General features: G+C 46.0%; 18 protein-coding genes, 1 tRNA gene and 5 pseudogenes. 8 read left to right on the forward strand and 16 right to left on the reverse strand.

Going from position 1 to position 24,722, the window contains the following annotated elements:
* Positions 1-16 precede the first annotated feature (16 nt).
* The 7 genes and pseudogenes from dtd to HFV01_RS08800 form a co-directional block, all read right to left on the reverse strand.
* Complete coding sequence (gene dtd / locus HFV01_RS08770) at positions 17-475, reverse strand: D-aminoacyl-tRNA deacylase (RefSeq protein WP_006624807.1); 459 nt, start codon at positions 473-475, stop codon at positions 17-19.
* A 66-nt stretch (positions 476-541) separates the two neighbouring features.
* Positions 542-1,666: a CobW family GTP-binding protein gene (locus HFV01_RS08775; protein ID WP_006624808.1), complete on the reverse strand. Its 1,125-nt coding sequence runs from the start codon at positions 1,664-1,666 to the stop codon at positions 542-544.
* 68 nt (positions 1,667-1,734) lie between these two features.
* Positions 1,735-2,514, reverse strand: a complete 780-nt coding sequence (lpxA, locus tag HFV01_RS08780; RefSeq protein WP_006624809.1) for an acyl-ACP--UDP-N-acetylglucosamine O-acyltransferase — start codon at positions 2,512-2,514, stop codon at positions 1,735-1,737.
* A gap of 1,429 nt (positions 2,515-3,943) precedes the next feature.
* A pseudogene (locus tag HFV01_RS30330) lies at positions 3,944-4,091 on the reverse strand (transposase); the annotation flags it as partial.
* A 22-nt stretch (positions 4,092-4,113) separates the two neighbouring features.
* Positions 4,114-5,310 (reverse strand): IS4-like element ISAtsp5 family transposase, encoded by a 1,197-nt coding sequence (locus HFV01_RS08790; RefSeq protein WP_006670966.1) that lies wholly within the window; start codon positions 5,308-5,310, stop codon positions 4,114-4,116.
* A gap of 104 nt (positions 5,311-5,414) precedes the next feature.
* Positions 5,415-6,149, reverse strand: a pseudogene (locus HFV01_RS08795) (IS630 family transposase); the annotation flags it as partial.
* Between the two features lie 156 nt (positions 6,150-6,305).
* Positions 6,306-7,502, reverse strand: a pseudogene (locus HFV01_RS08800) (transposase).
* Positions 7,503-7,682: 180 nt separating this feature from the next.
* Between HFV01_RS08800 and HFV01_RS08805 the strand changes: the two are divergent.
* Positions 7,683-7,756, forward strand: a tRNA-Pro gene (locus HFV01_RS08805).
* A gap of 245 nt (positions 7,757-8,001) precedes the next feature.
* Here HFV01_RS08805 and HFV01_RS08810 read toward each other — a convergent pair.
* The 4 genes and pseudogenes from HFV01_RS08810 to HFV01_RS08825 all read right to left on the reverse strand — a co-directional run.
* Positions 8,002-8,223, reverse strand: coding sequence for a hypothetical protein (locus tag HFV01_RS08810; RefSeq protein ID WP_081593301.1), 222 nt, complete (start codon positions 8,221-8,223; stop codon positions 8,002-8,004).
* A gap of 54 nt (positions 8,224-8,277) precedes the next feature.
* Positions 8,278-9,153 (reverse strand): IS630 family transposase, encoded by an 876-nt coding sequence (locus HFV01_RS08815; protein WP_006668146.1) that lies wholly within the window; start codon positions 9,151-9,153, stop codon positions 8,278-8,280.
* 81 nt (positions 9,154-9,234) lie between these two features.
* Positions 9,235-10,110 (reverse strand): IS630 family transposase, encoded by an 876-nt coding sequence (locus HFV01_RS08820; protein ID WP_193521012.1) that lies wholly within the window; start codon positions 10,108-10,110, stop codon positions 9,235-9,237.
* Between the two features lie 207 nt (positions 10,111-10,317).
* A pseudogene (locus HFV01_RS08825) lies at positions 10,318-10,644 on the reverse strand (transposase); the annotation flags it as partial.
* Between the two features lie 167 nt (positions 10,645-10,811).
* Here HFV01_RS08825 and HFV01_RS08830 point away from each other — a divergent pair.
* Entirely contained in the window at positions 10,812-11,882 is a 1,071-nt protein-coding gene (locus tag HFV01_RS08830) for an IS4-like element ISAtsp3 family transposase (protein ID WP_006668148.1), read from the forward strand.
* A gap of 1 nt (position 11,883) precedes the next feature.
* Here HFV01_RS08830 and HFV01_RS08835 read toward each other — a convergent pair.
* A pseudogene (locus HFV01_RS08835) lies at positions 11,884-12,439 on the reverse strand (IS630 transposase-related protein); the annotation flags it as partial.
* Between the two features lie 384 nt (positions 12,440-12,823).
* Here HFV01_RS08835 and HFV01_RS08840 point away from each other — a divergent pair.
* Positions 12,824-15,037, forward strand: coding sequence for a phosphoketolase family protein (locus HFV01_RS08840; RefSeq protein WP_006668151.1), 2,214 nt, complete (start codon positions 12,824-12,826; stop codon positions 15,035-15,037).
* Between the two features lie 167 nt (positions 15,038-15,204).
* On the forward strand, positions 15,205-15,963 hold the full coding sequence (locus HFV01_RS08845; protein ID WP_193521013.1) for an MBL fold metallo-hydrolase: 759 nt from the start codon (positions 15,205-15,207) through the stop codon (positions 15,961-15,963).
* Here the strand turns inward: HFV01_RS08845 and HFV01_RS08850 are convergent.
* A complete protein-coding gene (locus HFV01_RS08850) occupies positions 15,958-16,152 on the reverse strand; it encodes a hypothetical protein (RefSeq protein WP_039932137.1) in 195 nt (64 codons plus the stop codon). The two genes, HFV01_RS08845 and HFV01_RS08850, sit on opposite strands and share 6 nt — an antisense overlap.
* A gap of 241 nt (positions 16,153-16,393) precedes the next feature.
* Positions 16,394-17,464, reverse strand: a complete 1,071-nt coding sequence (locus HFV01_RS08855) for an RNA-guided endonuclease InsQ/TnpB family protein (RefSeq protein WP_318286278.1) — start codon at positions 17,462-17,464, stop codon at positions 16,394-16,396.
* 873 nt (positions 17,465-18,337) lie between these two features.
* Here HFV01_RS08855 and HFV01_RS08860 point away from each other — a divergent pair.
* The 4 genes from HFV01_RS08860 (at position 18,338) to HFV01_RS08875 (ending at position 20,574) form a co-directional block, all read left to right on the forward strand.
* Positions 18,338-18,517, forward strand: coding sequence for a hypothetical protein (locus HFV01_RS08860; RefSeq protein ID WP_006625930.1), 180 nt, complete (start codon positions 18,338-18,340; stop codon positions 18,515-18,517).
* Between the two features lie 352 nt (positions 18,518-18,869).
* Positions 18,870-19,091, forward strand: coding sequence for a hypothetical protein (locus HFV01_RS08865; RefSeq protein ID WP_193520191.1), 222 nt, complete (start codon positions 18,870-18,872; stop codon positions 19,089-19,091).
* 642 nt (positions 19,092-19,733) lie between these two features.
* The gene (locus tag HFV01_RS08870; protein WP_158536364.1) at positions 19,734-19,940 is read left to right on the forward strand and encodes a hypothetical protein; all 207 of its coding nucleotides are present in this window, start codon (positions 19,734-19,736) and stop codon (positions 19,938-19,940) included.
* Positions 19,941-20,358: 418 nt separating this feature from the next.
* The gene (locus tag HFV01_RS08875) at positions 20,359-20,574 is read left to right on the forward strand and encodes an AbrB/MazE/SpoVT family DNA-binding domain-containing protein (RefSeq protein ID WP_006624814.1); all 216 of its coding nucleotides are present in this window, start codon (positions 20,359-20,361) and stop codon (positions 20,572-20,574) included.
* Between the two features lie 324 nt (positions 20,575-20,898).
* Here HFV01_RS08875 and HFV01_RS08880 read toward each other — a convergent pair whose 3' ends face one another.
* Both HFV01_RS08880 and HFV01_RS08885 read right to left on the reverse strand, forming a co-directional pair.
* The gene (locus HFV01_RS08880) at positions 20,899-21,759 is read right to left on the reverse strand and encodes a peptidoglycan-binding domain-containing protein (protein WP_006624815.1); all 861 of its coding nucleotides are present in this window, start codon (positions 21,757-21,759) and stop codon (positions 20,899-20,901) included.
* A gap of 153 nt (positions 21,760-21,912) precedes the next feature.
* Positions 21,913-24,333 carry a sucrose synthase gene (locus HFV01_RS08885; RefSeq protein ID WP_006668154.1) on the reverse strand — a complete coding sequence of 807 codons (2,421 nt, stop codon included), beginning with the start codon at positions 24,331-24,333 and terminating at the stop codon, positions 21,913-21,915.
* Positions 24,334-24,722 lie beyond the last annotated feature (389 nt).

The raw sequence follows: 24,722 nt of genomic DNA on the forward strand, positions 1-24,722 counted from the left end.
ACTATGAGAGAATCATCTAGTTATCAGCTTCCCGTTCTAATAACAGGGTTACAGGACCATCATTTTCAATATACACATTCATCATCGCTCCAAACTCACCTGTGGCGACTTTTAACCCACTTATTCGGAGCTTTTCAATAAATAACTGATATAACTTTTCGGCAGCTTCTGGAGCCGCTGAACGCTCAAAGGATGGACGGCGGCCCTTGCGACAATCTCCGTAGAGGGTAAACTGACTCACAACTAATAATTCTCCTCCAATATCTTGCACGGATTTATCCCAACGTCCGCTATGATTATCCGGGTCGGGAAATAATCGCAAATCCAGACATTTTCTAGCCATCCAGTCTAGTTCTGCTTCTGTATCCGTCGCTGAAATACCCACCAGCAGATTTAGTCCTTGATTAATTTTACCAATAATTTGACCATTAACTGTGACCTGTGAAGATTTAACTCTTTGGATAACAACTCGCATAGGTTACTGATTGCTTAATTTGACTGAGAGGGTAGGCAACCATAGAAGGTTGCCACTACCATCTAACTACCTCGAAAAGCCTTGACCGCGAGTTGGGGAAGGTTTACAGAAACAATTTTCAACCTGAGATTTTAGGGTGGGTTTATCTAGGTTTTGACCAATTAACACCAGTTGGGTTTTTGGGGAACCTTTCCACTCATCATCATCAATGGAAAATCGCTTACCGCTGAGGTGGAAAATATGACGTTTCGGACTTTCATCAAACCAGAGAATTCCTTTAGCGCGAAATATATTAGCTGGTAATTGATTGTCTAAAAAATATTGGAATTTCCGCAGGGATAGGGGGCGATCGCTCTCAAAGGAAATCGAAGTAAACCCATCATTTTCTAGGTGGTTAGAATGATGGTCATGGTGGTGATGATGTTCGTGTTCATGGTCATGGTCATGGTCATGGTCATGGTGGTGATGATGTTCGTGTTCATGGTCATGGTCATGGTGATGATGGTCTGATTCTTCCCTGTGTTGGAAATACTTGTCAGACTCAAATAAACCCACACTGAGAATCAAAGGAAGGGGAACTTGAGAACGTTTAGTTCTGAGGATTCGAGCATCTTTTTTCATGTCTCGGAGGCGAACTTCTAGCAGATCCACATCAGCCTCATCTACCAAATCAGTTTTATTGAGGATAATAATATCCCCATAGGCGATTTGACTCTCCGCCGCTTGGCTATTAAACAAATCCAAACTAAAGTTTTCACAGTCTACCATAGTGACAATGGAATCGAGGCGAGTCATGTCTCTTAATTCCGTCCCCAGAAATGTCAAAGCCACCGGTAGCGGGTCAGCCAAACCCGTAGTTTCAACTACGATATAATCGACTTTTTCGGGGCGTTCCAGGACTTTGTAAACTGCGTTCACTAAATCTTCATTAATGGTACAACAAACACAACCATTGCTTAGTTCTACCATAGTATTATCTGAGTCGGTAGCCACAATTAACTCGTTATCAATTCCGACTTCGCCAAACTCATTAACCAAAACCGCCGTTTTTAAGCCTTGTTGGTTGGAGAGTATGTAGTTAAGAAGGGTAGTTTTACCGCTACCGAGAAAACCGGTAATAATTGTCACAGGTAAAGCGGCTTGGGGTTCGTCCATGGTCTTTTCGGGATGGGGATTGACTGCTGATTGCATAGCCCTACTGTCCAAAATGTTAGAAACTCGAGAATCTCCAGTTGTTATTTTATCGCAATTACTGAATTTTATTTAATAAATTTGCATAATCCTCTCTCGGAGGTGCGGATAAATTCGCACAATTCCCGGACTAATTCTGAGGTAAACTCAGATTCTAGTTTTTCCAGAGCTTGAGAAATATTGAGATTTGACCTATACAGGATTTTAAAGGCTTGCTGAAGTTCCCGGCGCTGTCCTTCGTTGAAGCCAGACCGTCGCAGTCCGACCACATTCAAACCCATAACGGTATTAGTGCTGAGGCTGCGGGTGATACAGAAGGGGGGAACATCTTTTTGGATAGCACAGCCGCCAGACATCATGGCTAATCGCCCAACTCTGGTAAACTGGTGAATGAGACAGTTACCGCTGATAAAAGCCCGATCGCCTACTTGGGCATATCCAGCTAATAAGGCTCCATTGGCAATAATCACGCGATCGCCTACCTTCACATTATGACCTATATGGGAGTTAGCCATCAATAGGCAATCATTACCCACCAGGGTCATTGAACCTGCCTTAGTGCCGCGATGGATAGTTACACCTTCACGGATTACACAATTATTACCTATTTTGACTGAGGATGGTTCGTCTAAGAATGCTAAATCTTGGGGTGTGTCCCCCAATACCGCCCCGGCATGAACTTGGGTGCGATCGCCTAGGGTAGTTCCACATAGAATGGTAACATGGGATGCGATCGTGCAGTGGTCGCCAATTGTCACCCCCGCTTGAATATAGCTAAGTGGTCCAATTGTTACATTCTCGCCTAATGTTGCACCCGGTTCAATTATAGCTGTGGCGTGAATCGTCATCTGTGGATAGAAGGTTTGATGGGAGACGACATAATCATACCATTACTGCTCAATTGGTGGGTGAGTTGATTTGTATCTGTCATCAATCAATGATTATCGATAGGTCTAACCCTACCAGCTAACAGCTAAACCCCGTCAATGAATAATTAATAATTAATAATTAATAATTAATAATTATCACCGCCGTAGGGTGCGTCACAGGGATAACCTATCGGGTCAACGGCCAATTTTGTTCATCTGACGCACCGCCCCTATCGTGGTCAAGAAACCCGGTTTATCAAAGAAACCGGGTTTCTAAGCAAACGGTGGGGTGAGAGAACTAACAGCAGAACCCGCCTCTACAATTAATAATTATCACCCTCGTAGGGTGCGTCACAGGGATAACCTATCGGGTCAACGGCCAATTTTGTTCATCTGACGCACCGCCCCTATCGTGGTCAAGAAACCCGGTTTATCAAAGAAACCGGGTTTCTAAGCAAACGTTGGGGTGAGAGAACTAACAGCAGAACCCGCCTCTACAATTAATAATTATCACCCTCGTAGGGTGCGTCACAGGGATAACCTATCGGGTCAACGGCCAATTTTGTTCATCTGACGCACCGCCCCTATCGTGGTCAAGAAACCCGGTTTATCAAAGAAACCGGGTTTCTAAGCAAACGTTGGGGTGAGAGAACTAACAGCAGAACCCGCCTCTACAATTAATAATTATCACCCTCGTAGGGTGCGTCACAGGGATAACCTATCGGGTCAACGGCCAATTTTGTTCATCTGACGCACCGCCCCTATCGTGGTCAAGAAACCCGGTTTATCAAAGAAACCGGGTTTCTAAGCAAACGTTGGGGTGAGAGAACTAACAGCAGAACCCGCCTCTACAATTAATAATTATCACCCTCGTAGGGTGCGTCACAGGGATAACCTATCGGGTCAACGGCAATTTTGTTCATCTGACGCACCGCCCCTATCGTGGTCAAGAAACCCGGTTTATCAAAGAAACCGGGTTTCTAAGCAAACGTTGGGGTGAGAGAACTAACAGCAGAACCCGCCTCTACAATTAATAATTATCACCCTCGTAGGGTGCGTCACAGGGATAACCTATCGGGTCAACGGCCAATTTTGTTCATCTGACGCACCGCCCCTATCGTGGTCAAGAAACCCGGTTTATCAAAGAAACCGGGTTTCTAAGCAAACGTTGGGGTGAGAGAACTAACAGCAGAACCCGCCTCTACAATTAATAATTATCACCCTCGTAGGGTGCGTCACAGGGATAACCTATCGGGTCAACGGCCAATTTTGTTCATCTGACGCACCGCCCCTATCGTGGTCAAGAAACCCGGTTTATCAAAGAAACCGGGTTTCTAAGCAAACGTTGGGGTGAGAGAACTAACAGCAGAACCCGCCTCTACAATTAATATAGCATTAGTCAAGGTGGTTAGGACGCAGCTTTGAGAACGGAATCCATGGCATCATGGAGAGAATCAAACTGCTCACGTGCAGTGGCGAATACGGGCTTTCAGCCACGACCAACATTTCTCTATCTTGTTGAGGTCTGGCGAATAAGGTGGTAGATAGAGTAAACGGCCTGAGAGGGTGACAATAGAGCTAGACTGATTGCTGTACAAGGGATAGAGCATTTAGTCCTTGCCGAAAATTCTGAGCTTTATGAGGCTTGAGGGCCATTAATGCTAACATCTCTTCTTGCCAGAAAACTAGCGACTGGCTCCAAGCATAACCCGATAATCCGAGCCCAAAAATACTGTGATGGGGAAAATTATTAGGAGTTTTTTCGCTTCGACCGAGGTAAGCTACTAAGTGATTAGCTTCCCACTCATGACCTCCTAGTGTCGCCAGCCAATAAGCAAAAGTAATCAACAAAACCAAGGCTAAAAATCGGGTTGAATCCACCCGAGTAGATTCCATATTATAGCCCCCACTTTGACAATCTCTAAACATCATTTCGATACCCCACCGCGCTTGATAAAGTTGCTTAACCAGCTTGGGGTTATCAAGCGTAGTTAGTAAATACCAAGGTTTTTTTACCTTTTTTCCTCGGTGAATTTTTTGCCAATAAACTCCTAGGTTAAATCCATGAATAGGTGCAAATTTTTGCAAGGTTACATTTTTAAAAAAATGGGATTCGCCCGACTTAAATCCTTGAGTTTTTAAAGACTTACCTGGCTGGCATGAGGTAGCTACAAAAGCACTCTTTTTCTGACGAAATACAACATTTACACCCCTTACTCTGAGCCAGTCCGCGAGTTGAGCACTATGAAACTCACGGTCTCCTATCACTACAACCGGATAAGGTTTTAAAAGAGCCAACACCGGCCCTAATACCCGTTTCTGTTCCCGGAAAGAGCTACTGCCTAACTTTGGGAGTAGCTCCCAATATATTGGTAAAGCATGATGTCCCCAAATTATCGTGACCATCAGGAGATTTCGGTCTCTCCATTGAGTGCGGTCGAGAGCAACCGCTACATAGTTTTTGGTTTTCAATCTGAATTTTGAGCGCTTTCTCCGTTGCTCTCTATTTAAATGTTTTTCTCTAAATTCAGATTTGAGAGCGGCCTTGATTATTGGGAACCACAGCAACTTAGCCGAAAGTTGGGGGAGTTTCAGAAATCGTTGGATATTTCGGAGGCGACTACTGTATTGAATGGGTTGTGGAAAAACGTTGGCGAGGGTTGATAATCTGACTTGCCGATAACTTTGAAGCATCAACACTAAGAGTTCTAACGTCTGTGCTTGACTCTCGCTCAAATTGATTCGTAATAGTTTTTGGTATAATGTCCTTAGCATTTTTTGTCAGGGTGGCTCCCAAGGCCACCCGCTTTTTGACGATATCTCCATTATCTCAAACAATTGCCCTGTCTGGGTTTGACCTCCGTTGTCACCCTCTCAGGTAAACGGCATTGAGCTGCCTCCACCAGTTCAGCAATCCGCCCCCCTTTATGAAACGTTGCATTGTCCAATACTAGAGTCTGACCTGGCTTCAATGTTGGAATTAAGATGAACTCCAACCACAACTCAAACACTGTCCGATTACAACAACCCTCAAAGGTAAAGGGAGCTAAGAGTTGTTGATGACACCATGCGGCTATATAGCTTACCCTGCCCTGCCTCTTCCCTGATTTGAGGGCATGGAAGCGTTTTCCTTCCTCGCAGTAACCATAAGGATAATCCGAGTCTTGACTATTCATGCCAGCTTCATCGAGGTAGACCACTTCTTCCGGCTCCATCTGTTCAATCTGAGCCATAAACTCCTCTCGCTGTTGCTCATCACGTTCTTGGTAGCCGTAAGTTTTTTTTCTGGTGAAGCCAATTTTCTTCAAGGCTCTGGATATGGTGCGAGGAGAGATGTCGTCATCCCAAAGTTCAGCCATTTGAGCGGAGGTTTTGTGGCCATGCTCTTGGGCAAAAGCCTTGAATTTCTGCCAGTCGGTAATTTTGTGGTTATTGCCAGGTCGGTGATGAGGTTTAGGGAGGAAGTCTCCGGTCTGTGCTTTTCTTTGCAGCCAGAGATTAATGGTGTTCCTGCTGACATGGAAAACTTGACTGGCTTCTGTTTTGGGCATACCGTCTAGTTCAATGGCATCAATAACTTTTTGTCTGAGGTCGTAACTATAGGGGGCTGGCATTTTTGGTCTTCTTAGTCATCTCGTCCTCTCCATTATACGTCCTAAGTGTTCTGTCTTGTGCTATACATCAGGAGCCGTGTGCTGGGAAACTCGCAAGCACGGTTTGGAATTGGAGTTGGGGAAGGTGACTTCTCTTTCGACCATAACACAGTCAGGCTAGGAGCCGTATGAGGTGAAAGTCTCACGTACGGTTTTGTATGGGAGGGGGAGATGGCGACATCTCTCTCGACCCCTACTCAGTTCGAGGAAGGTATGGAAGAGCAGAGAGAGGATATTAAGGGTTGCCAGTAAAGAGGAAAGATGCTGCTTACCATGGCCGAAATTGTGTTCCAGATTGTAGCCCTTGGTCTTGAGGGTGTTGTGGTTTTCATTTTCCACCTTCCACCGGGTTCGCCCTGCCAGCACGACTTCTGCGACATTTTCCTCACTGAGGGGATAATTCGTAGCAAAGGCATTGTGATAGCTCACCTGGCCATCGGCAGTGGTGACGGTGAGTTCGCACCAGTTGACCAACAGGGCATCATCACTGTCTCTGAGCGGCACGGCGTTGAGATAGCGGTAGGTATAGGTTTCCTCGACTTTCCCGGTCCAACCAAGGGTTGTGACTGTGGGTAGCTCAATGCCATCAAGGTGTTCATGGAGGGTGGTGTGGGACTCCTGACGACAGACGAGGATGAAGTTGAGTTGGTGCTTTAGAAATTGCTCACACAAGGGTTGGTGACAATACAGGTCATCCCCTAAGACCGTAACGTTCCATCTAATGATACGTTCCCCTTGCCGCGATAATCACCGTTTGGCTGCCGCCGTCTCACAGTCCTGCTTGTCATGACCATCTTGGGGCACGATAAATTCAGGAACCAAGGGAATCAGATGCTTTTGTCCTGGACAAACGATGACCGCAGTCACCACCCCATGGAAGTAATGGGTTGCCCCAGACTTATAGGTGCGTGTCGAGCACTGGGGGCAGTGGATTTTCTCCGAACTCAAATATTCAGTCCCATCCAACGCCACTAACAGACTGTTGACAATAGAACGGAATTTTACCAACTGCCCCTGGACTTCGAGCACCGGCAAGATATCCTCAAAGACCGGAAAGATGTGGTCTGGTGACACTGTCGCCCAAAAATCCCGGATGTGGTTGTCGCCGGGAATTTGATGAACCCCAAACAAGCTTTGAGCATTGCTCTTGCCTTTGTTGCCTTCCATCGTGCGTTGATAGGCAAGGAATGATGGGGTTTGAGTGAAGAACACACTAAACGCGCGATTGGCTGCGTCTTCCATCCCATAGTGGCTATTCTTACCAGTAGGCTTGTCCGGTAACGAGGACAAACGCTGGCGAAAAGAACTGACGATTGTGTCAAACAACTCATGTTTTTCCAACGGCTCTGACCCTATTGGCTCTTGGATGTCCTTACAGTACCCCATTTTCCGTCCTTGAGTCGCTTTTTTCTCAAATGAGAATTGCTGATATCATCCAATGCCTATTGACATATAGGTGTCAAGCTGATCTATAATGGAGAGGTTTGAGTACAACGGGATGTAGCGCAGCTTGGTAGCGCGCCTGCTTTGGGAGCAGGATGTCGCAGGTTCAAATCCTGTCATCCCGATTTAACTTAAACCCTTATCCTGACTACTATCGCGGGAATTGCTTTAACCCGATAGTCGTACCGTTACACTCAAAATACACGTGCGAGACGTTCAGGCATGAAATAAGGTTGCAATACCTGAAATAACCGCCTGGTGGGGATTTCAACCCCTCGGTTGAATATAAGGAGCGCACTCCTGACCATCCCCATAACTGTTTATATGTCCCGACGCTTGGAGAAATCTAAGCAAGGCAGGGAACTCAAGGTCATAAACAAACTGAGAAATCAGGGAGTAGAGAGTAAAGGCGATAGCCACCCCCAATTTTGGGAATCACAACCCCAGGATTGAAGCGGGGAACGGAAGGCGTGAAGTAGAACCTACTACCAGATGCGACCACTGCCAACCATCCATGATTAGGGAAACCGAATGTCCGGCTTGAACCATCGTAATGAGTGAGTAGCGAAATAGGTTGATACGCTGCGTTCAAAAGAACATGGGGAAAAGTAGGAGTTTGTTTGTACTATAGCATTAGTCAAGGTGGTTAGGACGCAGCTTTGAGAACGGAATCCATGGCATCATGGAGAGAATCAAACTGCTCAATGCAGTGGCGAATACGGGCTTTCAGCCACGACCAACATTTCTCTATCTTCTTGAGGTCTGGCGAATAAGGTGGTAGATAGAGTAAACGGCATTGAGCTGCCTCCACCAGTTCAGCAATCCGCCCCCCTTTATGAAACGTTGCATTGTCCAATACTAGAGTCTGACCTGGCTTCAATGTTGGAATTAAGATGAACTCCAACCACAACTCAAACACTGTCCGATTACAACAACCCTCAAAGCTAAAGGGAGCTAAGAGTTGTTGATGACACCATGCGGCTATCATACTTACCCTGCCCTGCCTCTTCCCTGATTTGAGTGCATGGAAGCGTTTTCCTTCCTCGCAGTAACCATAAGGGTAATCCGAGTCCTGACTATTCATGGCGGCTTCATCGAGGTAGACCACTTCTTCCGGCTCCATCTGTTCAATCTGAGCCATAAACTCCTCTCGCTGTTGCTTCCAACGTTCTTGGTAGCCGTAAGTTTTTTTTCTGGTGAAGCCAATTTTCTTCAAGGCTCTGGATATGGTGCGAGGAGAGATGTCGTCATCCCAAAGTTCAGCCATTTGAGCGGAGGTTTTGTGGCCATGCTCTTGGGCAAAAGCCTTGAATTTCTGCCAGTCGGTAATTTTGTGGTTATTGCCAGGTCGGTGATGAGGTTTAGGGAGGAAGTCTCCGGTCTGTGCTTTTCTTTGCAGCCAGAGATTAATGGTGTTCCTGCTGACATGGAAAACTTGACTGGCTTCTGTTTTGGGCATACCGTCTAGTTCAATGGCATCAATAACTTTTTGTCTGAGGTCGTAACTATAGGGGGCTGGCATTTTGGGTCTTCTTAGTCATCTCGTCCTCTCCATTATACGTCCTAAGTGTTCTGTCTTGTGCTATAGCATTAGTCAAGGTGGTTAGGACGCAGCCTTGAGAACGGAATCCATGGCATCATGGAGAGAATCAAACTGCTCAATACAATGGCGAATGCGGGCTTTCAACCACGACCAACATTTCTCTATCTTGTTGAGGTCTGGCGAATAAGGTGGTAGATAGAGCAAACGGCATTGAGCCGCCTCCACTAGCTCAGGAATCCGTCCCCCTTTATGAAACGTTGCATTGTCTAGCACTAGAGTCTGACCTGGCTTCAGTGTTGGAATTAAGATGAACTCCAACCACAACTCAAACACTGTCCGATTACAACAACCCTCAAAGCTAAAGGGGGCTAAGAGTTGTTGATGACACCATGCGGCTATATAGCTCACCCTGTCCTGCCTCTTCCCTGATTTGAGGGCATGGAAGCGTTTTCCTTCCTCGCAGTAACCATAAGGGTAATCCGAGTCCTGACTATTCATGCCGGCTTCATCGAGGTAGACCACTTCTTGTGGCTCCATCTGTTCAATCTGAGCCATAAACTCCTCTCGCTGTTGCTTCCAACGTTCTTGGTAGCCGTAAGTTTTTTTTCTGGTGAAGCCAATTTTCTTCAAGGCTCTGGATATGGTGCGAGGAGAGATGTCGTCATCCCAAAGTTCAGCCATTTGAGCTGCTGTTTTGTCGCCATGCTCTTGGGCAAAAGCCTTGAATTTTTGCCAGTCGGTAATTTTGTGGTTATTGCCAGGTGGGTGATTAGGTTTAGGGAGGAAGTCTCCGGTCTGTGCTTTTCTTTGCAGCCAGAGATTAATGGTGTTCCGGCTGACATGGAAAACTTGACTGGCTTCTGTTTTGGGCATACCGTCTAGTTCAATTGCATCAATAACTTTTTGTCTGAGGTCGTAACTATAGGGGGCTGGCATTTTGGGTCTTCTTAGTCATCTCGTCCTCTCCATTATACGTCCTAACTTTCCTGTCTTGTGCTATACAATAACCCCTTTGTGCGAGACGTTTAGGAGTGAAATAGAGCTGCAATGCCTGAAATAACCTCCTAGTGGGACTTCTACCCCTTGGTAGAATATAAGGAGTGCGCCCTGACCATCCCATAACTATAGCATTAGTCAAGGTGGTTAGGACGCAGCTTGGAGAACGGAATCCATGGCATCATGGAGAGAATCAAACTGCTCAATACAATGGCGAATGCGGGCTTTCAACCACGAACAACATTTCTCTATCTTGTTGAGGTCTGGCGAATAAGGTGGTAGATAGAGCAAACGGCATTGAGCCGCCTCCACTAGCTCAGGAATCCGTCCCCCTTTATGAAACGTTGCATTGTCTAGCACTAGAGTCTGACCTGGCTTCAGTGTTGGAATTAAGATGAACTCCAACCACAACTCAAACACTGTCCGATTACAACAACCCTCAAAGCTAAAGGGGACTAAGAGTTGTTGATGACACCCTCAGTACAGGACAAAAAAGCTGAAAGTCTTAGCCAAAAGGGAATCTAGCCGAAAATTCTGAAGGGGGCGCTCCGGGCTGAGGTGAAAGTCGAGGGGTGGGGGGGTAGCGCCAAGTTGGGGTGAGAGGGTTAGATCGGAATTACCACAAACCAAACTTCCCTCTCATGAACGAGCTTAACCGATTACGAGACACTTTGCGCCCTCACTTGCCCTGGCACGGGGCGAGATTAAACTTTGTCTGCCTGTTCCTGATGGCGCTATTCCAAACAAAGACGGTTAATCTGATGGAAATAGCGACTGTATTCGCAAATCCTGTGCAAATTTCCTCAAATTACCAGCGATTACAACGTTTTTTTCGGCAATTCAAATTTGACCGGGCAGAGATTGCCCGTTTCGTCGTTAGCCTCATTGACATTCCCCAACCTTGGACTCTTAGTCTCGACCGCACCTGTTGGTCTTTCGGTCAAACCCATTTCAACATCTTGATGTTGGCAGTCGTCCACGAGGGGATTGCCTTTCCCCTGCTGTGGACGATGCTTGACAAAAAGGGTAATAGCAACAGTGGCGAACGCATGGACTTATTCGACCGCTTCGAGGCACTATTTCCTGACGTGGAGGTGGCTTGTCTGACCGCTGACCGGGAATTTGTGGGGCGAGATTGGCTCTCGTATCTTCTCATCGACCCCGAGGTTCCTTTCCGCCTACGCATCCGCCACAGCGAGCTGATTAGTCCTAAGTTAGGAGGAACTCGGCGTAGCGGCGAACGAATGTTTGATTCTCTGCGACCCGGAGAATTTCGCCAGCTTTCGGGTCGCCGTTGGGTTTGGGGACGGCAGGTTTACGTCATTGGCTCTCGTCTGGCTGATTCGGGGGAGTTGTTGATTCTCATCACTAACGCTTGCCCCGAAACGGCCCTCCCCGACTATGCTCGGCGTTGGGGTATTGAAAACCTCTTCGGAGCCTTGAAGACTCGGGGCTTCTGTCTCGAATCGACTCACTTTAAGGACCCTGAGCGCTTGAGCCGTTTATTGGCTTTGCTTAGCCTGGCTTTTACTTGGGCTATGAAGGTGGGTTTGTGGATTCACCAAGGTTCACCCATTCCTTTGAAGGCTCACGGACGATGCTCCCAGAGTCTTTTCCGCACTGGCTTCGATTTTCTACGCCGCACTTTCTCTAATCTGCCTTTGTTTTCAGGGCGGTTTCACCAGGCTCTACAACTTTTGTCCTGTACTTAGGATGACACCATGCGACTATATAGCTCACCCTGCCCTGCCTCTTCCCTGATTTGAGGGCATGGAAGCGTTTTCCTTCTTCGCACTAACCACAAGGGTAATCCGAGTCCTGACTATTCATGCCGGCTTCATCGAGGTAGACCACTTCTTCCGGCTCCATCTGTTCAATCTGAGCCATAAACTCCTCTCGCTGTTGCTTCCAACGTTCTTGGTAGCCGTAAGTTTTTTTTTCTGGTGAAGCCAATTTTCTTCAAGGCTCTGGATATGGTGCGAGGAGAGATGTCGTCATCCCAAAGTTCAGCCATTTGAGCTGCTGTTTTGTCGCCATGCTCTTGGGCAAAAGCCTTGAATTTTTGCCAGTCGGTAATTTTGTGGTTATTGCCAGGTCGGTGATGAGGTTTAGGGAGGAAGTCTCCGGTCTGTGCTTTTCTTTGCAGCCAGAGATTAATGGTGTTCCGGCTGACATGGAAAACTTGACTGGCTTCTGTTTTGGGCATACCGTCTAGTTCAATGGCATCAATAACTTTTTGTCTGAGGTCGTAACTATAGGGGGCTGGCATTTTTGGTCTTCTTAGTCATCTCGTCCTCTCCATTATACGTCCTAACTTTCCTGTTTTGTGCTATAATTATCACCCTCGTAGGGTGCGTCACAGGGATAACCTATCGGGTCAACGGCCAATTTTGTTCATCTGACGCACCGCCCCTATCGTGGTCAAGAAACCGGGTTTCTAAGCAAACGGTGGGGTGGGAGAACTAACAGCAGAACCCGCCTCTACAATTAATAATTATCACCCTCGTAGGGCGCGTCACAGGGATAACCTATCGGGTCAACGGCCAATTTTGTTCATCTGACCCACCGCCTTTAGCCGGAGAAATTCGCCCAATTGTTCGGTAAAATAAATTACCATATTAATCAAAACCGGAAAGACAATTAGGTATAAAGCATGACCGCAACCACATCAAAACCCGTTTCCGCCATTCCCGAATTTTGTCAGGGCATCCAGTATTTTAGCGAAACATTCCCCAGATTAGAAACTTACGGTCAGAAGCCAGCCATAGCTGAGGGGAAAGTGGCTATTTCCGACCCTAAAGACCCCGTAGCAGTATATCAAACCCTGCTGTACGCGGACGCGCTGCGGTACTTAATTCTACAGGTAACAGGTAGTAAAGCATCAGGACACCCAGGGGGTTTCGCCAGCCAAGCGGAAGCCTATGCAGCCTTAGTCATGCTGGGTTATAAAAATATTATTACGGAAGTGGGACACCATGCGCCAGGCTTCTATAGCGCGGTTTTCCTCGATCGCTCCTTAGAAGACATGGAAATCTACACCGTGCAACAACTGCGCGATCGCTTCCGGGAAATGCACGGACTGCTGGGGCATCTTTCCGGTTATATTCCCGGTCTACTGAACCCCGCCGGACCCCTAGGACAAGGTCAGCATTTCGCCATGGCCGCCGCCCTCTTACACAGGGACAAACTCTTCCCCTTCACCCTAGGTGATGGTGGTATGGGAGAGCCTTACCCCATGAGCAGCATGGCGCATTTTAACACAGCCTATCCTAATGTAACCAACTTCCTGCCCATATTAGTTTGGAATGGCTACAGCCAGGAACATCACAGCATGGTCTCCACTAAAACTAATGAGGAAATGATCGCCTATTGGAAAGGTAACGGCTTCAAAGAAGTCTTGCTAGTCGATGCTAAAGACTTCGACGACCAAAACCAACCCGGAGATTATGTTGATAGTACCGCTTTTTCCATTGATCGGCGCATGGCTTTCACCCAGGCGGTGATGGAAACAGTAGACAAAGCCGCAAAATCCGCCCTAAATGGTACATTGACCGTATTTATTATTAAACAACTCAAAGGGGCCGGTGTTCATGCCCGGGGTGCGAAATCCCATAATCTCTATCCCGGAGATACCCTCGACAGTCCCCATATTATTAAGGCCCTCCAGGAGCGATCGCTACCAGTAGCCGCTTGGGAGTTGGTGCGTAAAAACATTGAACGAGCAGGCGGTGGTCCCGCTTCTAAGACAGTCGTAACTGAGTTTGAGTACCCGATCGCCGATTTGGGTACACTCCCCTTAGAAGAATATACAGTCGGCGGTGATCCGAAAGTCGCAACTACCGCTATGGGGGCGATCGTTGGTCATGTTGGCCAAAAAGACCCCCATTTTCTCGTCACCAACGCCGATGGTAACGCCGCTTCCGGTATTAACAACATTAACCAAGCCCTGAAAATTATTCACCCTACCCCTGATGATACCTATTTCCAGGGACCCAATGGACAGGTTTATGAGCCACTCAGTGAAGACGCTTGCGCCGGAATGGCTGCAGGTTTAGCCTTAATGGGCGCACGGACTCTGTGGTGTTCCTACGAGTCTTTTGCTATTAATGGTTTACCGATTTGGCAAACTGTCACCCAGGCTATGGCTGAGTTGCGCCACCTCACCCCCTCCACCATTACCTTATTTACCGCCGGCGCTTTGGAACAGGGACGCAACGGCTGGACTCACCAACGCCCGGAAATTGAGGCTTATTTTGCCGCTATGTTACGCAACGGTAATGTTTTCGCTCTGTTTCCCCCAGATGCCAATAGTATCCAGGTCTGTTATCAATGGGCACTCAATACTAAAAATAAGGGCATTACTATTACTGCTAGTAAGTCACCTTTACCGATTCGTACTACCTTTGAACAAACCCGCCAAGGCTTGCGAGATGGAGCCGTGATTTTGGAAGAAGTCAAAGGTGATAAAACTGTCGTTTTTGCTGTCATTGGAGATATGACTTTAATCCCCGTTTTTGAGGCGGCGGCTTACCTGGAAACCGAGGGAATTGGTACTCGCATTGTCTCCGTGATTAACCCCCGCCGTTTGTATCGTCCTACTGATGTCGCTTGGGATACTTGTTCCGAACCTGATGGCGATTTTATCAGTGATGAACTCTTCGATAATTTGTTTGGTGGGGATGCTTTGATTGGGGTGACAGGCGGCGCTAGTTTGATGCTGGAACCGATTATGTTGCGTAGTAGTGTCCGCCGCGATACTTTCGCATGGAAACGGGGAGAAACTACTTCTAGTGCGGGTCAGTTGATGGCTTTTAATGGCTTGACTGCTGAGACTTTGACTAAAAGAGCGATCGAGTTAATCCACTAGGTTTAACTGGTTTTTCCTGCGTGTCCGTTGGGGGGGAGGAGTATTCCCGTTTTCCGTCATTCTCCCCGACCCCCCCTACTTCTTCCTACTTCTTCCTAGGACTCGACACCCTTCCAACTCTGATTGGTGTCACAATATAATCTTGATGTAATCTGCAATTATACCTTATGTATCTAACTTGGTTGGACAGTAACTCTTGGTTAGTGGAGATGGCTGGTAAGTCTATCCTGGTTGACCCTTGGTTGGTGGGGTCTTTGGTGTTTGGTAATTTACCCTGGTTATTTAAAGGGGAAAAACAGAAAACTCGCCCCATTCCCGAACGCATTGATGCTATCCTTCTGTCTCAGGGGTTGGAAGATCATGCTCATATTCCTACCTTAAAAATACTCGATAAAAATATTCCCGTCGTCGCTTCCCCTAATGCGGCTAAGGTGGTGCGAGAATTGGGTTATACTCAGGTTCATTCTTTGAATCATGGGGAGACTTTTCAACTGGGCGCGAGCCTCGAAATTAGGGCGGTTCCCGGTTCCCCTATTGGTCCGACTTTGGTGGAAAATGGCTATGTTATCTCTGATACTACTACTCACCACAGTCTCTATTATGAACCCCACGGCTATCATTCCCCCACTTTGAAAGAATTGGCTCCCATTGATGTCGTAATTACTCCTATTATGGATTTGGCTTTACCCTTGATAGGTCCCATTATTCGTGGCACAAAATCCGCCCTAGAGTTAACCAAAATGGTACAGCCACAGGTGATATTACCAACCGCCGCCGCTGGTGATGTCTCCTATGAGGGATTATTAGTTGCGGCTTTAAAGGTAGTCGGAAACCTAGAAGATTTTCGCTCTCTCATCGCTCGCAATAACCTGAAAACTCGCGTGCTTAATCCGCAGGCGGGTGAACGTTTTGCCATTGATTTATAGTTGGCTTTCCATAGAGGCGATCGCATTTTTCCCCAGCCGGGAATTTCGGAAAAGTAAACCTAGGTGGCAAAAAAAAATTTTCTGGGCGCGCCCCCGCGCTTTTTTTTCAGAAAACCCTATCTTTTTCAGGGAGTCCGTGCTACAGTATAAGATAATTGCGATAGTTGCGAAAATATTATTTTGGCTCACATCTAATTATGTGATATACTCCTATCATAGCCGACTAGCGCCGCCGTGTCAACCCCCTTTTCACTACTTTTTGATATACTAGATCACACTGGTAGCAATTTTCGTGGCGAGAATGCCAGCTTGTTCGATCATAAATACCCTTGCATCCGGGCTAGGGTCATCAGTGTAAATTGCAAATATAAAATATCTATGTCTGCTCTATAAAACTTAAACAAAACCGGACATAGCCGGATATTGATGTTTATTTCTGGCTTCGTCCGGGACTGTCGGCAGCACCCCGTCCACAAGTGTAATCGTCGAAACCCGGCAATTTTTCTAAATTTATACTGGCGTTCAAATCTCTATCAATCTTCAGGCCACAGTTTGGACATTCAAAAGTCCGACGGACTAGGGGCATTTTTTGACGATAACCGCAATTAGAACACAGTTGACTGGATGGATAAAATCTATCGGCAATAATCAACTTTGAACCATAACGTTCTGCCTTGTCACCTAGTTGCCGACGGAACTCATAAAATGAAGCATCAGCGATAGAACCCGCCAAACCATGATTTTTCAGCATACCTGACACATTCAAATCTTCAATGACTACTTGGCTGTGGTTTTTAGCCAAAAAAGTAGTGATTTTATGAATGGTGTCACGGCGAATATTAGCGACTCTTTGATGTAGCTTTTTAACTTTTAAGAGACATTTGGCCCGATTTTTTGAGCCTTTGACTTTGCGACTTAAATGACGTTGTAATCTGGCTAGTTTTTTGGTCGCTGCTTTATAAGCCTTGGGATTAGAGAATTGGGTCCCATCGGAGCAAGTCGCCCAATTGTTAATTCCTAGGTCTACCCCGATTCTCTCTCGATATTTCGGTGTAATTTCTGGTGTGATTTCTACGAAAAAGCTCATATACCAGTCCCCTGCTTGGCGGGCTATAGTGACTTTCTTAACCCAACTTTCGGGTTGTGCCTCAAATGTAGAAACCCAGCCCACAAAAGGCAGCTTATGGCGAGTTCCTGACAGATTGAATGGCTGTCCGGAATTGTCAAGCGTAAAACTATCATGGTGGCCTTTCTTCTTAAATTTAGGATAACTGCTTATTCCCTTGAAGAAGCGCTTAAAGGCATCCCCTAGATTAATGAAGGCATATTGATCAACTTTAGAAGACAATTCGGACATCCAAGGATATTGAGGTTTCACATAATTAGTAAAAACCTTTTTAATGGAGTTTATATTAGGCTTGAGTCCCTCTTCATAAGCTGACCTCCATAAGTGTAATCCCCAATTAAACACGAACCGAGCATACCCCGCGTGTTTGGCCATCAAGGTGCGATGACGGTCATTGAGTTTGAGTTTTGTCCGGAAAGCTTTGATTGGTTATGGTCGAAAGGGAAGTCACCTTCCCCAACTCCACTTCCAAACCGTACTTGAGACTTTCACCTCATACGGCTCCTAATGTAGATACCCTTTTTGTCACTAGGAACAGGGTTACGAACCCCCGCTTTATGATTCCAACTTTGGGAGCTTGGCATACAACTCGTAGTCTTTAAACTCGCTCTCGTCATATTACTCCTACTTGTCGCAGTCTCTATATCTACACCGTGACTAGTGGGCATATCCTAATCATTACAATTAGGCATTGGCTTTCAGTCACATCCTTTCCCCTCAATGGGTTAGGGGTCGAGAGTGAAGTCACCTTCACCCTCTCCCATTCAGAACCGTGCTTGATAGTTTCCCATCACACGGCTCCTGGTGTGGATACCCTATTTGTCAAAGGAGCAGAATCAAGAGACCTGCTTTCTACTTCGATGTTCAGAGCTATATGCACCACGTAGTCTTTAAACTCGTCCTCGCCATTATACTCTTACTGACCGCAGTATCTATATCCCCACCGTGACCTGTGGGCATATCCCCACCATGACAATTGGGCTTTAGCTTCTGGTCACATCCTTCACCCTCTAAGCATGCGCTTACATTTTTCACTACTGCCTTGTGAATAGCATTACTCACTGGTTTATAGGCAGAGCATTAGAGGGGTTACAACGTTCCGATTATATGGGCATTCCATCGTTAGATTTGTCCTCTCCGCCGGGGTACTTTTAAAGGTCTGTGTAGGTAGTCGCACGAACCCCCTACTTTTCCCCTTGCCCCTTTTGAGCGCAGCGTGTCAACCTATTTCGCTGCTAGTGTATTACGATGGTTCAAGTCGGACATTCGGTCTTGCTAATCATAGATGGTTGGCAGTGGTCGCGTCTTGGTAGTAGGTTCTACCTCACGCCTTCCGTTCCCCGCTTCAATCCTGGAGTTATGATTTCCAAAACTGGGGGTGGCTATCGCCGTTACTCTCTACTCCCTGATTTCTCAGTTCGTTTATGACCTTGAGTTCCCTGCCTTGCTTAGTTCCCTAAGCGTCGGGACATATAACCAGTTATGAGGATGGTCAGGAGAGGTCTCCTTATATCCAGATTCGGAGCTGGAATCCTCACCGGGTAGTTATTTCGGGCATTTCAGCCCTATTTCATACCCGAACGTCTCGCACTATACGCTTACACTTTTCACTACTCCTTGTGAGTAATATTGCTCACTTTTTTGATAAGGAGAACCAATGAGGAGTTTAAACGTTCCGTTTATATGGGCATTCCATCTTTAGACTTGTCCTCTCCACCGGGGTACTTAAAAAGGTCTGTGTAGGTGTTTTATGCAAAACCCTACTTTTCCCCTTGCTCTTTTGAGCGCAGCGTGGCAACCTATTACGCTGCTAAATCATTACGATGGTTCAAGCCAGACATTCGGTTTCCCTAGTCATGGATGGTTGGCAGTGGTCGCATTTGGTAGTAGGTTCTACCTCACGCCTTCCGTTCCCCGCTTCAATCCCAGAATCGTGTATCCTGAAATTGGGGGTGGCTATCGCCTTTACTCTCTACTCCCTGATTTCTCAGTTTGTTTATGACCTTGAGTCCCCTGCCTTGCTCAGATTTCTCCAAGCGTCGGGACATATAAACAGTTATGGGATGGTCAGGATACGAGTCCCTTATATTCCACCAAGGGGTGGAAGTCCCACTAGGAGGCTATTTCGGGCATTGCATCCCTATTTCACTCCTAAACGTCTCGCACGGTTATGGTCGAAAGGGAAGTCGCCTTCCCCAACTCCAATTCAAAACCGTGCTTGATACTTTCACATCACACGGCTCCTGATGTGGATACCCCTTTTGACATCGGGAACAGGGTAACGACTCCCTGCTTTTGTGATTTCAACTTTTGGAGCTAAATACAACATCGTAGTGTTTAAACTCGCTTTCGTCGTAAACACTCCTAATTGTCGCAGTCTCTATATCCACACCGTGACTAGTGGGCATATCCTAACCATTACAGTTAGGCATTGGCTTTCAGTCACATCCTTTCCCCTTAAATAAAGGTATACGCTTACACTTTCACTACTCCGCAGGTACATCCTGCCACTTGAGAGCCTAAAAGGGGTTTAAACGTTCCGTTTATACGGGCATTCCATCTTTAGATTTGTCCTCTCCACCGGGGTACTTTTAAAAGTCTGTGTAGGTGATGTCATGATTACCCTACTTTTCCCCTTGCTCTTTTGAACGCAGCGTATCAACCTGTTTCGCTGCTAAATCATTACGATGGTTCAAGCCGGACATTCGGTTTCCCTAATCATGGATGGTTGGCAGTGGTCGCATTTGGTAGTAGGTTCTACTTCACGCCTTCCGTTCCCCGCTTCAATCCTGGGGTTATGATTCCCAAAACTGGGGGTGGCTATCGCCGTTACTCTCAACGCAATTGTTAAGGAATCATTAATATTTCCAGTTGGGCGTTTTGACCTTGAGTTCCCTGCCTTGTTTTGTATATTTCTATACCAAACGTTGGGACATATAAACAGTTATGGGATGGTCAGGGTACGAGTCCCTTATATTTCACCAAGGGGTGAAAGTCTCACTAGGAGGTTATTTCAGGCATTGCAGCCTTATTTGACTCCTAAACGTCTCGCACCATGATTGGATTTTACCATGAAGAATCCGACTTGATGAGTATGTCGTCAGGGAAATTTGGCATGGTCTGGGGTTTGACCGTATATTCATTATTGAGTTGCGAATCTTTTTGGGTATTGTACCTTATTGTCCTAAGATGTCAAGCAAATCTTGGATTAAATTCTTGCTCCCCCCCTGGAACAATACACCGTTAACCTAGAAGAAACCGGCGAGTTAATGATTCCCGAACCTGTGCGGAAACAACTGAACCTGCAAGCGGGCGATCAACTCACTTTAACCCTTGAAAAAGATGGCAGCCTGCGTCTGGTCAGTTGGCGTGAGCAAGTCCAAAAACTCCGGGGAATTTTTAAAGATATTTCAAACGGTGTAAGTCTCGCCGACGAACTGATTCGAGAACGGCGTTCCGAAACACAGCCGGACGACCAATGGTGAGTCAAAATCCCCGTGCCTCAATGTCCTGAGAATTGGGGCGATCGCATTTTTCCCCCGCAGGGAATTTCGGAAAAGTAAACCTAGGTGACCAAAAAAAAATTTTCTGGGCGCGCCCCCGCGCTTTTTTTTTCAGAAAACCCTATCTTTTTCTGGCAGTCCGTGCTACACTCTAATATAATGGGAATATTTGCGAAAATATTATTTTTTCTCACATACCATTATCTAACATACTCCTATCATAGCCAACTAGCGCCGCCGTGTCAACCCCTATTTACTAAGGCGGGCGGGCCATAATTTTTTAAAAAAAAGCGGCAGGTTGATAACCTAGTTAGAGCGATCGCCTAAAACTTTCCAGGTTTTTTCATCTACAACCCCGGTAGCTTCTAAGCCCATAGCCAACTGAAAGTCAGAGACAGCCGACAAAGTTTTCGGACCAAATATACCATCAACAGGACCCGGATCATGTCCAGTCAACTCTAGGCGAGTTTGCAGAGTTCTGACTTTAGAACCGCGATCGCCTTGTTTAATGAGAGTTTCTGCTATAGTCTGCTGGTGAGGATCTTTTGAGAGAGCCTGCCAAGTGCTGCGATCGACCACTCCAGTAGGTCTGAGACCCTTAGCCAATTGAAACTGAATGAGGGATCGTTCAGTGCGGGGACCAAAGAGACTATCTATACGACCGACAGAAAAGCCATGTACTTCCAGGCGCTGCTGTAAACCGGCGACCTGTGCTCCTTCAGTTCCTCGCGCTAGGGTCATTTCCCTAGGTCGAACCTGGTTTTCTTCAGGTTGATAGAAGGGTTCAGCAAAGGTAGTTTCTTCGCGAATTTCCTCACTGGGTTGGTAGAAAGGTTCAGCAAAGGTAGTTTCTTCGCGAATTTCCTCACTGGGTTGGTAGAAAGGTTCAGCAAAGGTAGTTTCTTCGCGAATTTCCTCACTGGGTTGGTAGAAAGGGTCAGCCAAAGTGCGACGATCGCCTGTTGGCTGTTCTGGCTGATAAAACGGTTCCGAGAATAGACTTTGATCATCAGAGAAACTCCGACGATCTTGGGTTAGTTGGAGAAGTCGTTCAATTTCGGACTCTGCGATCGCCGATCTAGTCCCGGACGTGGCGATCGCGGGACCTGTAAAGCTGGGAATTGCTAAAGCCATGATGCCAGCAATGATAGCAGTTTTGATACCCATTATGACTAAGCGTGCGTATTATGGTTTGAGGTTATAGCTGTTAGTTAAGCTATCCGAGATCACATTGTAACATCCGGATCGGTTTTCCGACACACTCAAACCGATCCCAAATGACTCAAATCTCTAGCCCGGTTCGCGGAGACCAAGCTATCTCTAACGCTGTAGATGCTGTTGTAATAACTCCTGAGACCTGGGTTTATAGATCAAATAGAATAAAGCCTCCAAATAGCGCATCATATCGGCGCGTTTTTCTTTAGAGATATATTTCCAGAACCCATAGACGCGGGTAAGAGTCAACAATCGGGAAGTGTGTATTTTCCAAGTATAGCTGCTGTAAACCCGATCCATGCCCCGTTGAGAAATTTCATTCCAGAAGCCAATATTATATTGACATCGAAGCAGAAACTCATCTAACTTAGCAGCAGTCTCGTCATAGTTAGTGGGGTTAATGTAAAAGCCATTAATTTTATCTTTGATAATTTCCAGGGGTCCACCGAATTGAGTAGCAAAGGTAGGTAAACCGGATATCATGGCTTCTAAAATAGTTAACCCAAAGGCTTCAAATAGAGCCGGTTGTACAAAGACACCATGATGGTCAGCAATTACCCGATACATTTCCCCGGTATCAGTTTTAGAAAGACGGACACCGAGCCAGCGAACTTTATCATAAAGATTATAATGCTCAATGAGATGATACATCTTTTGAATTTCTTCGGCTTCTTCATAGTCGCTAGAATCTTCAACCCGCAGTTTTCCCGCAATAAAAATCAAGTTAGCTTTTTCTTGGAGTTCGGGATGTTGACCATAGCATTCTACCAAACCAGTGATATTTTTAATCCGGTCTAAACGAGCGACAGAAAATAGGGGTGGTTTAGTTGGGTCAGCCAATTTCCCAAACACTTGACTAGGGTCATCCAGGTGAAAAATCAAATTTTCTAGTCGTTGGCGATCGCTTGATATGCGTTCTTCGGTGCGAGTATAGGGGAAGAAAATGGTCTCATTGACCCCAGGGGGAACCACATTAAATTTCGGGCTAAATAGTTCGATACCATTGACCACATGATATAAACCGGGCATAGTATAAGACTTATAAGACTCATACTGACCGACACTATCAGTAGTGCCAATAATTTCTTGATAGGTGCTGCTAATAATAAAATTAGCGGCATTCATAGCAATCAAATCGGCGGTAAATTGCAAGGAGAAATGATATTTATCCTCCATATTCTGCCAGTACAAATCACTAAACACATATTTAGATTTTTCTAAAGCATGAGCTACATTACACTGAATAACATTCAGGCGTTTAGACAGCAAAAATGCCACCAAATTACCATCAGAATAATTGCCAACAATTAAATCAGGGCGACCTTGGAACTCCGCCAAAATTTCAGTTTCAGCATCAATAGAAAAAGTTTCTAGGTAAGGCCATATCTCAAACCGAGATATCCAGTTTTGGGTAACATTAGGGTTAAATTCCCGGAAGGGAACCCTGAGAATCCAGGCATTTTTAGTGCCATAAACTTTTTCTAATCGTTGATGACAACGAGTTCCATCACTATGAGGAATTAAACGAGTTAAAATCATCACTTTTGGTTGCACCCCCAAAACACTCAAGCCCGAGAGTTTCAATTCTTCCTCTAGTTCCATTTCTAAGCTACGCGCCTGGTCTAAAATATAGACAACTTGACCGCCTGTATCAGGACGACCTAAGACCCCTTCCTGACCAAACCAGCCATGAATAGAGACTAAAACGATACGGAAAATCATGGGAATACGAGCGAGGAATGCTTCTAAAACTTGATGGTCGGGAGAGTCCAGAAGTTCGTCTAGCATTTCTAGGGTTTCTAAGGCGCGTCTGGCGGTATTTCCCCATCCGGGTTCAAAGCCAATTTCTTGCAATTCAAACCGGAAGTTTTCGTAGGGTTCTTTGGGGGAACGCTTATTAAGTAATGAAATGGCTTTTTTAATGGCGTGGGAAAGTTGGTTTTGATTAGTGATGCGATCGTTAATCATTAATTGTAAGCCATTATAAGAATGGAGGCTCAGAAATTGATACAGAGATTCCAGCCATTGATTAGAGTCTTGAAAGAGTTTGCTCGATAAATAGCGGTTGAGATAACGGACTCCTTTACCGATATTTTTGGAGTCTCGCAGTTGGGGAGAATAGTCATAAAAGGGGCCAAAGTCTATGGCGAAAATATTACCTTCATGGGGATGGTGATGGTCCACGAAGTGATCTCGTAAATCGAGCAATTCCTGAACACTCATGACATCAACGGATAGATCAGGTCGGAGACGAAACCTTTCCTGGGTGGCTATCTGGGGACGTACAATCAAGCAAATGCTTTCATTTTCGAGAATAATTTCTTGGGTATAGTAAATCAGTTTACTGAGGTTAGAACTATGAACAAAATGATCTGATTTTTGAAATTTAAGGCAATAATCAGCAAAGGCTTGTAGGATATCATTGCGGAGTAAATATCGCTTTTCTGAGATTCTCAGTTCACTAGCGAATTGTCGCAGATCCTGTTTTTCGTCGCTATCAATTACGTTCTGAATGAGTTCGGACATGAAAAATTCTCCTGATTAGTTTCTTGTCGATGTTGTGGTTATCCCTAACCCTGGCTTGATTTATAGGTCTTCGTTTGTTGATCACACATCTTACCCAGTATAGATTTTGGCTGGGAAGGTTTGACAAAAATTTATGGTGATATGGTGATATGTTGATGGGTCTTGTATTTTGGCTATTTTCTGATTTCCCATATCTGTCAGGGAGAGGGGTGGAGACTTAAATATCCCTGAAATGGGGGGTTATGCTAATGGGGGTGACTCTGGTTGGGACAATATACTTAGGGGGTGGGCGCTATTTCATCAAAAATGGTGAAATGATGATTTAGATCCTGATCCCCCGGGAAGGCGATCGCATGATTTCATAGAAATATGGTAGTTTTCTATGATTT

Source organism: Limnospira fusiformis SAG 85.79 (genome assembly GCF_012516315.1).
Taxonomy (GTDB): domain Bacteria; phylum Cyanobacteriota; class Cyanobacteriia; order Cyanobacteriales; family Microcoleaceae; genus Limnospira; species Limnospira fusiformis.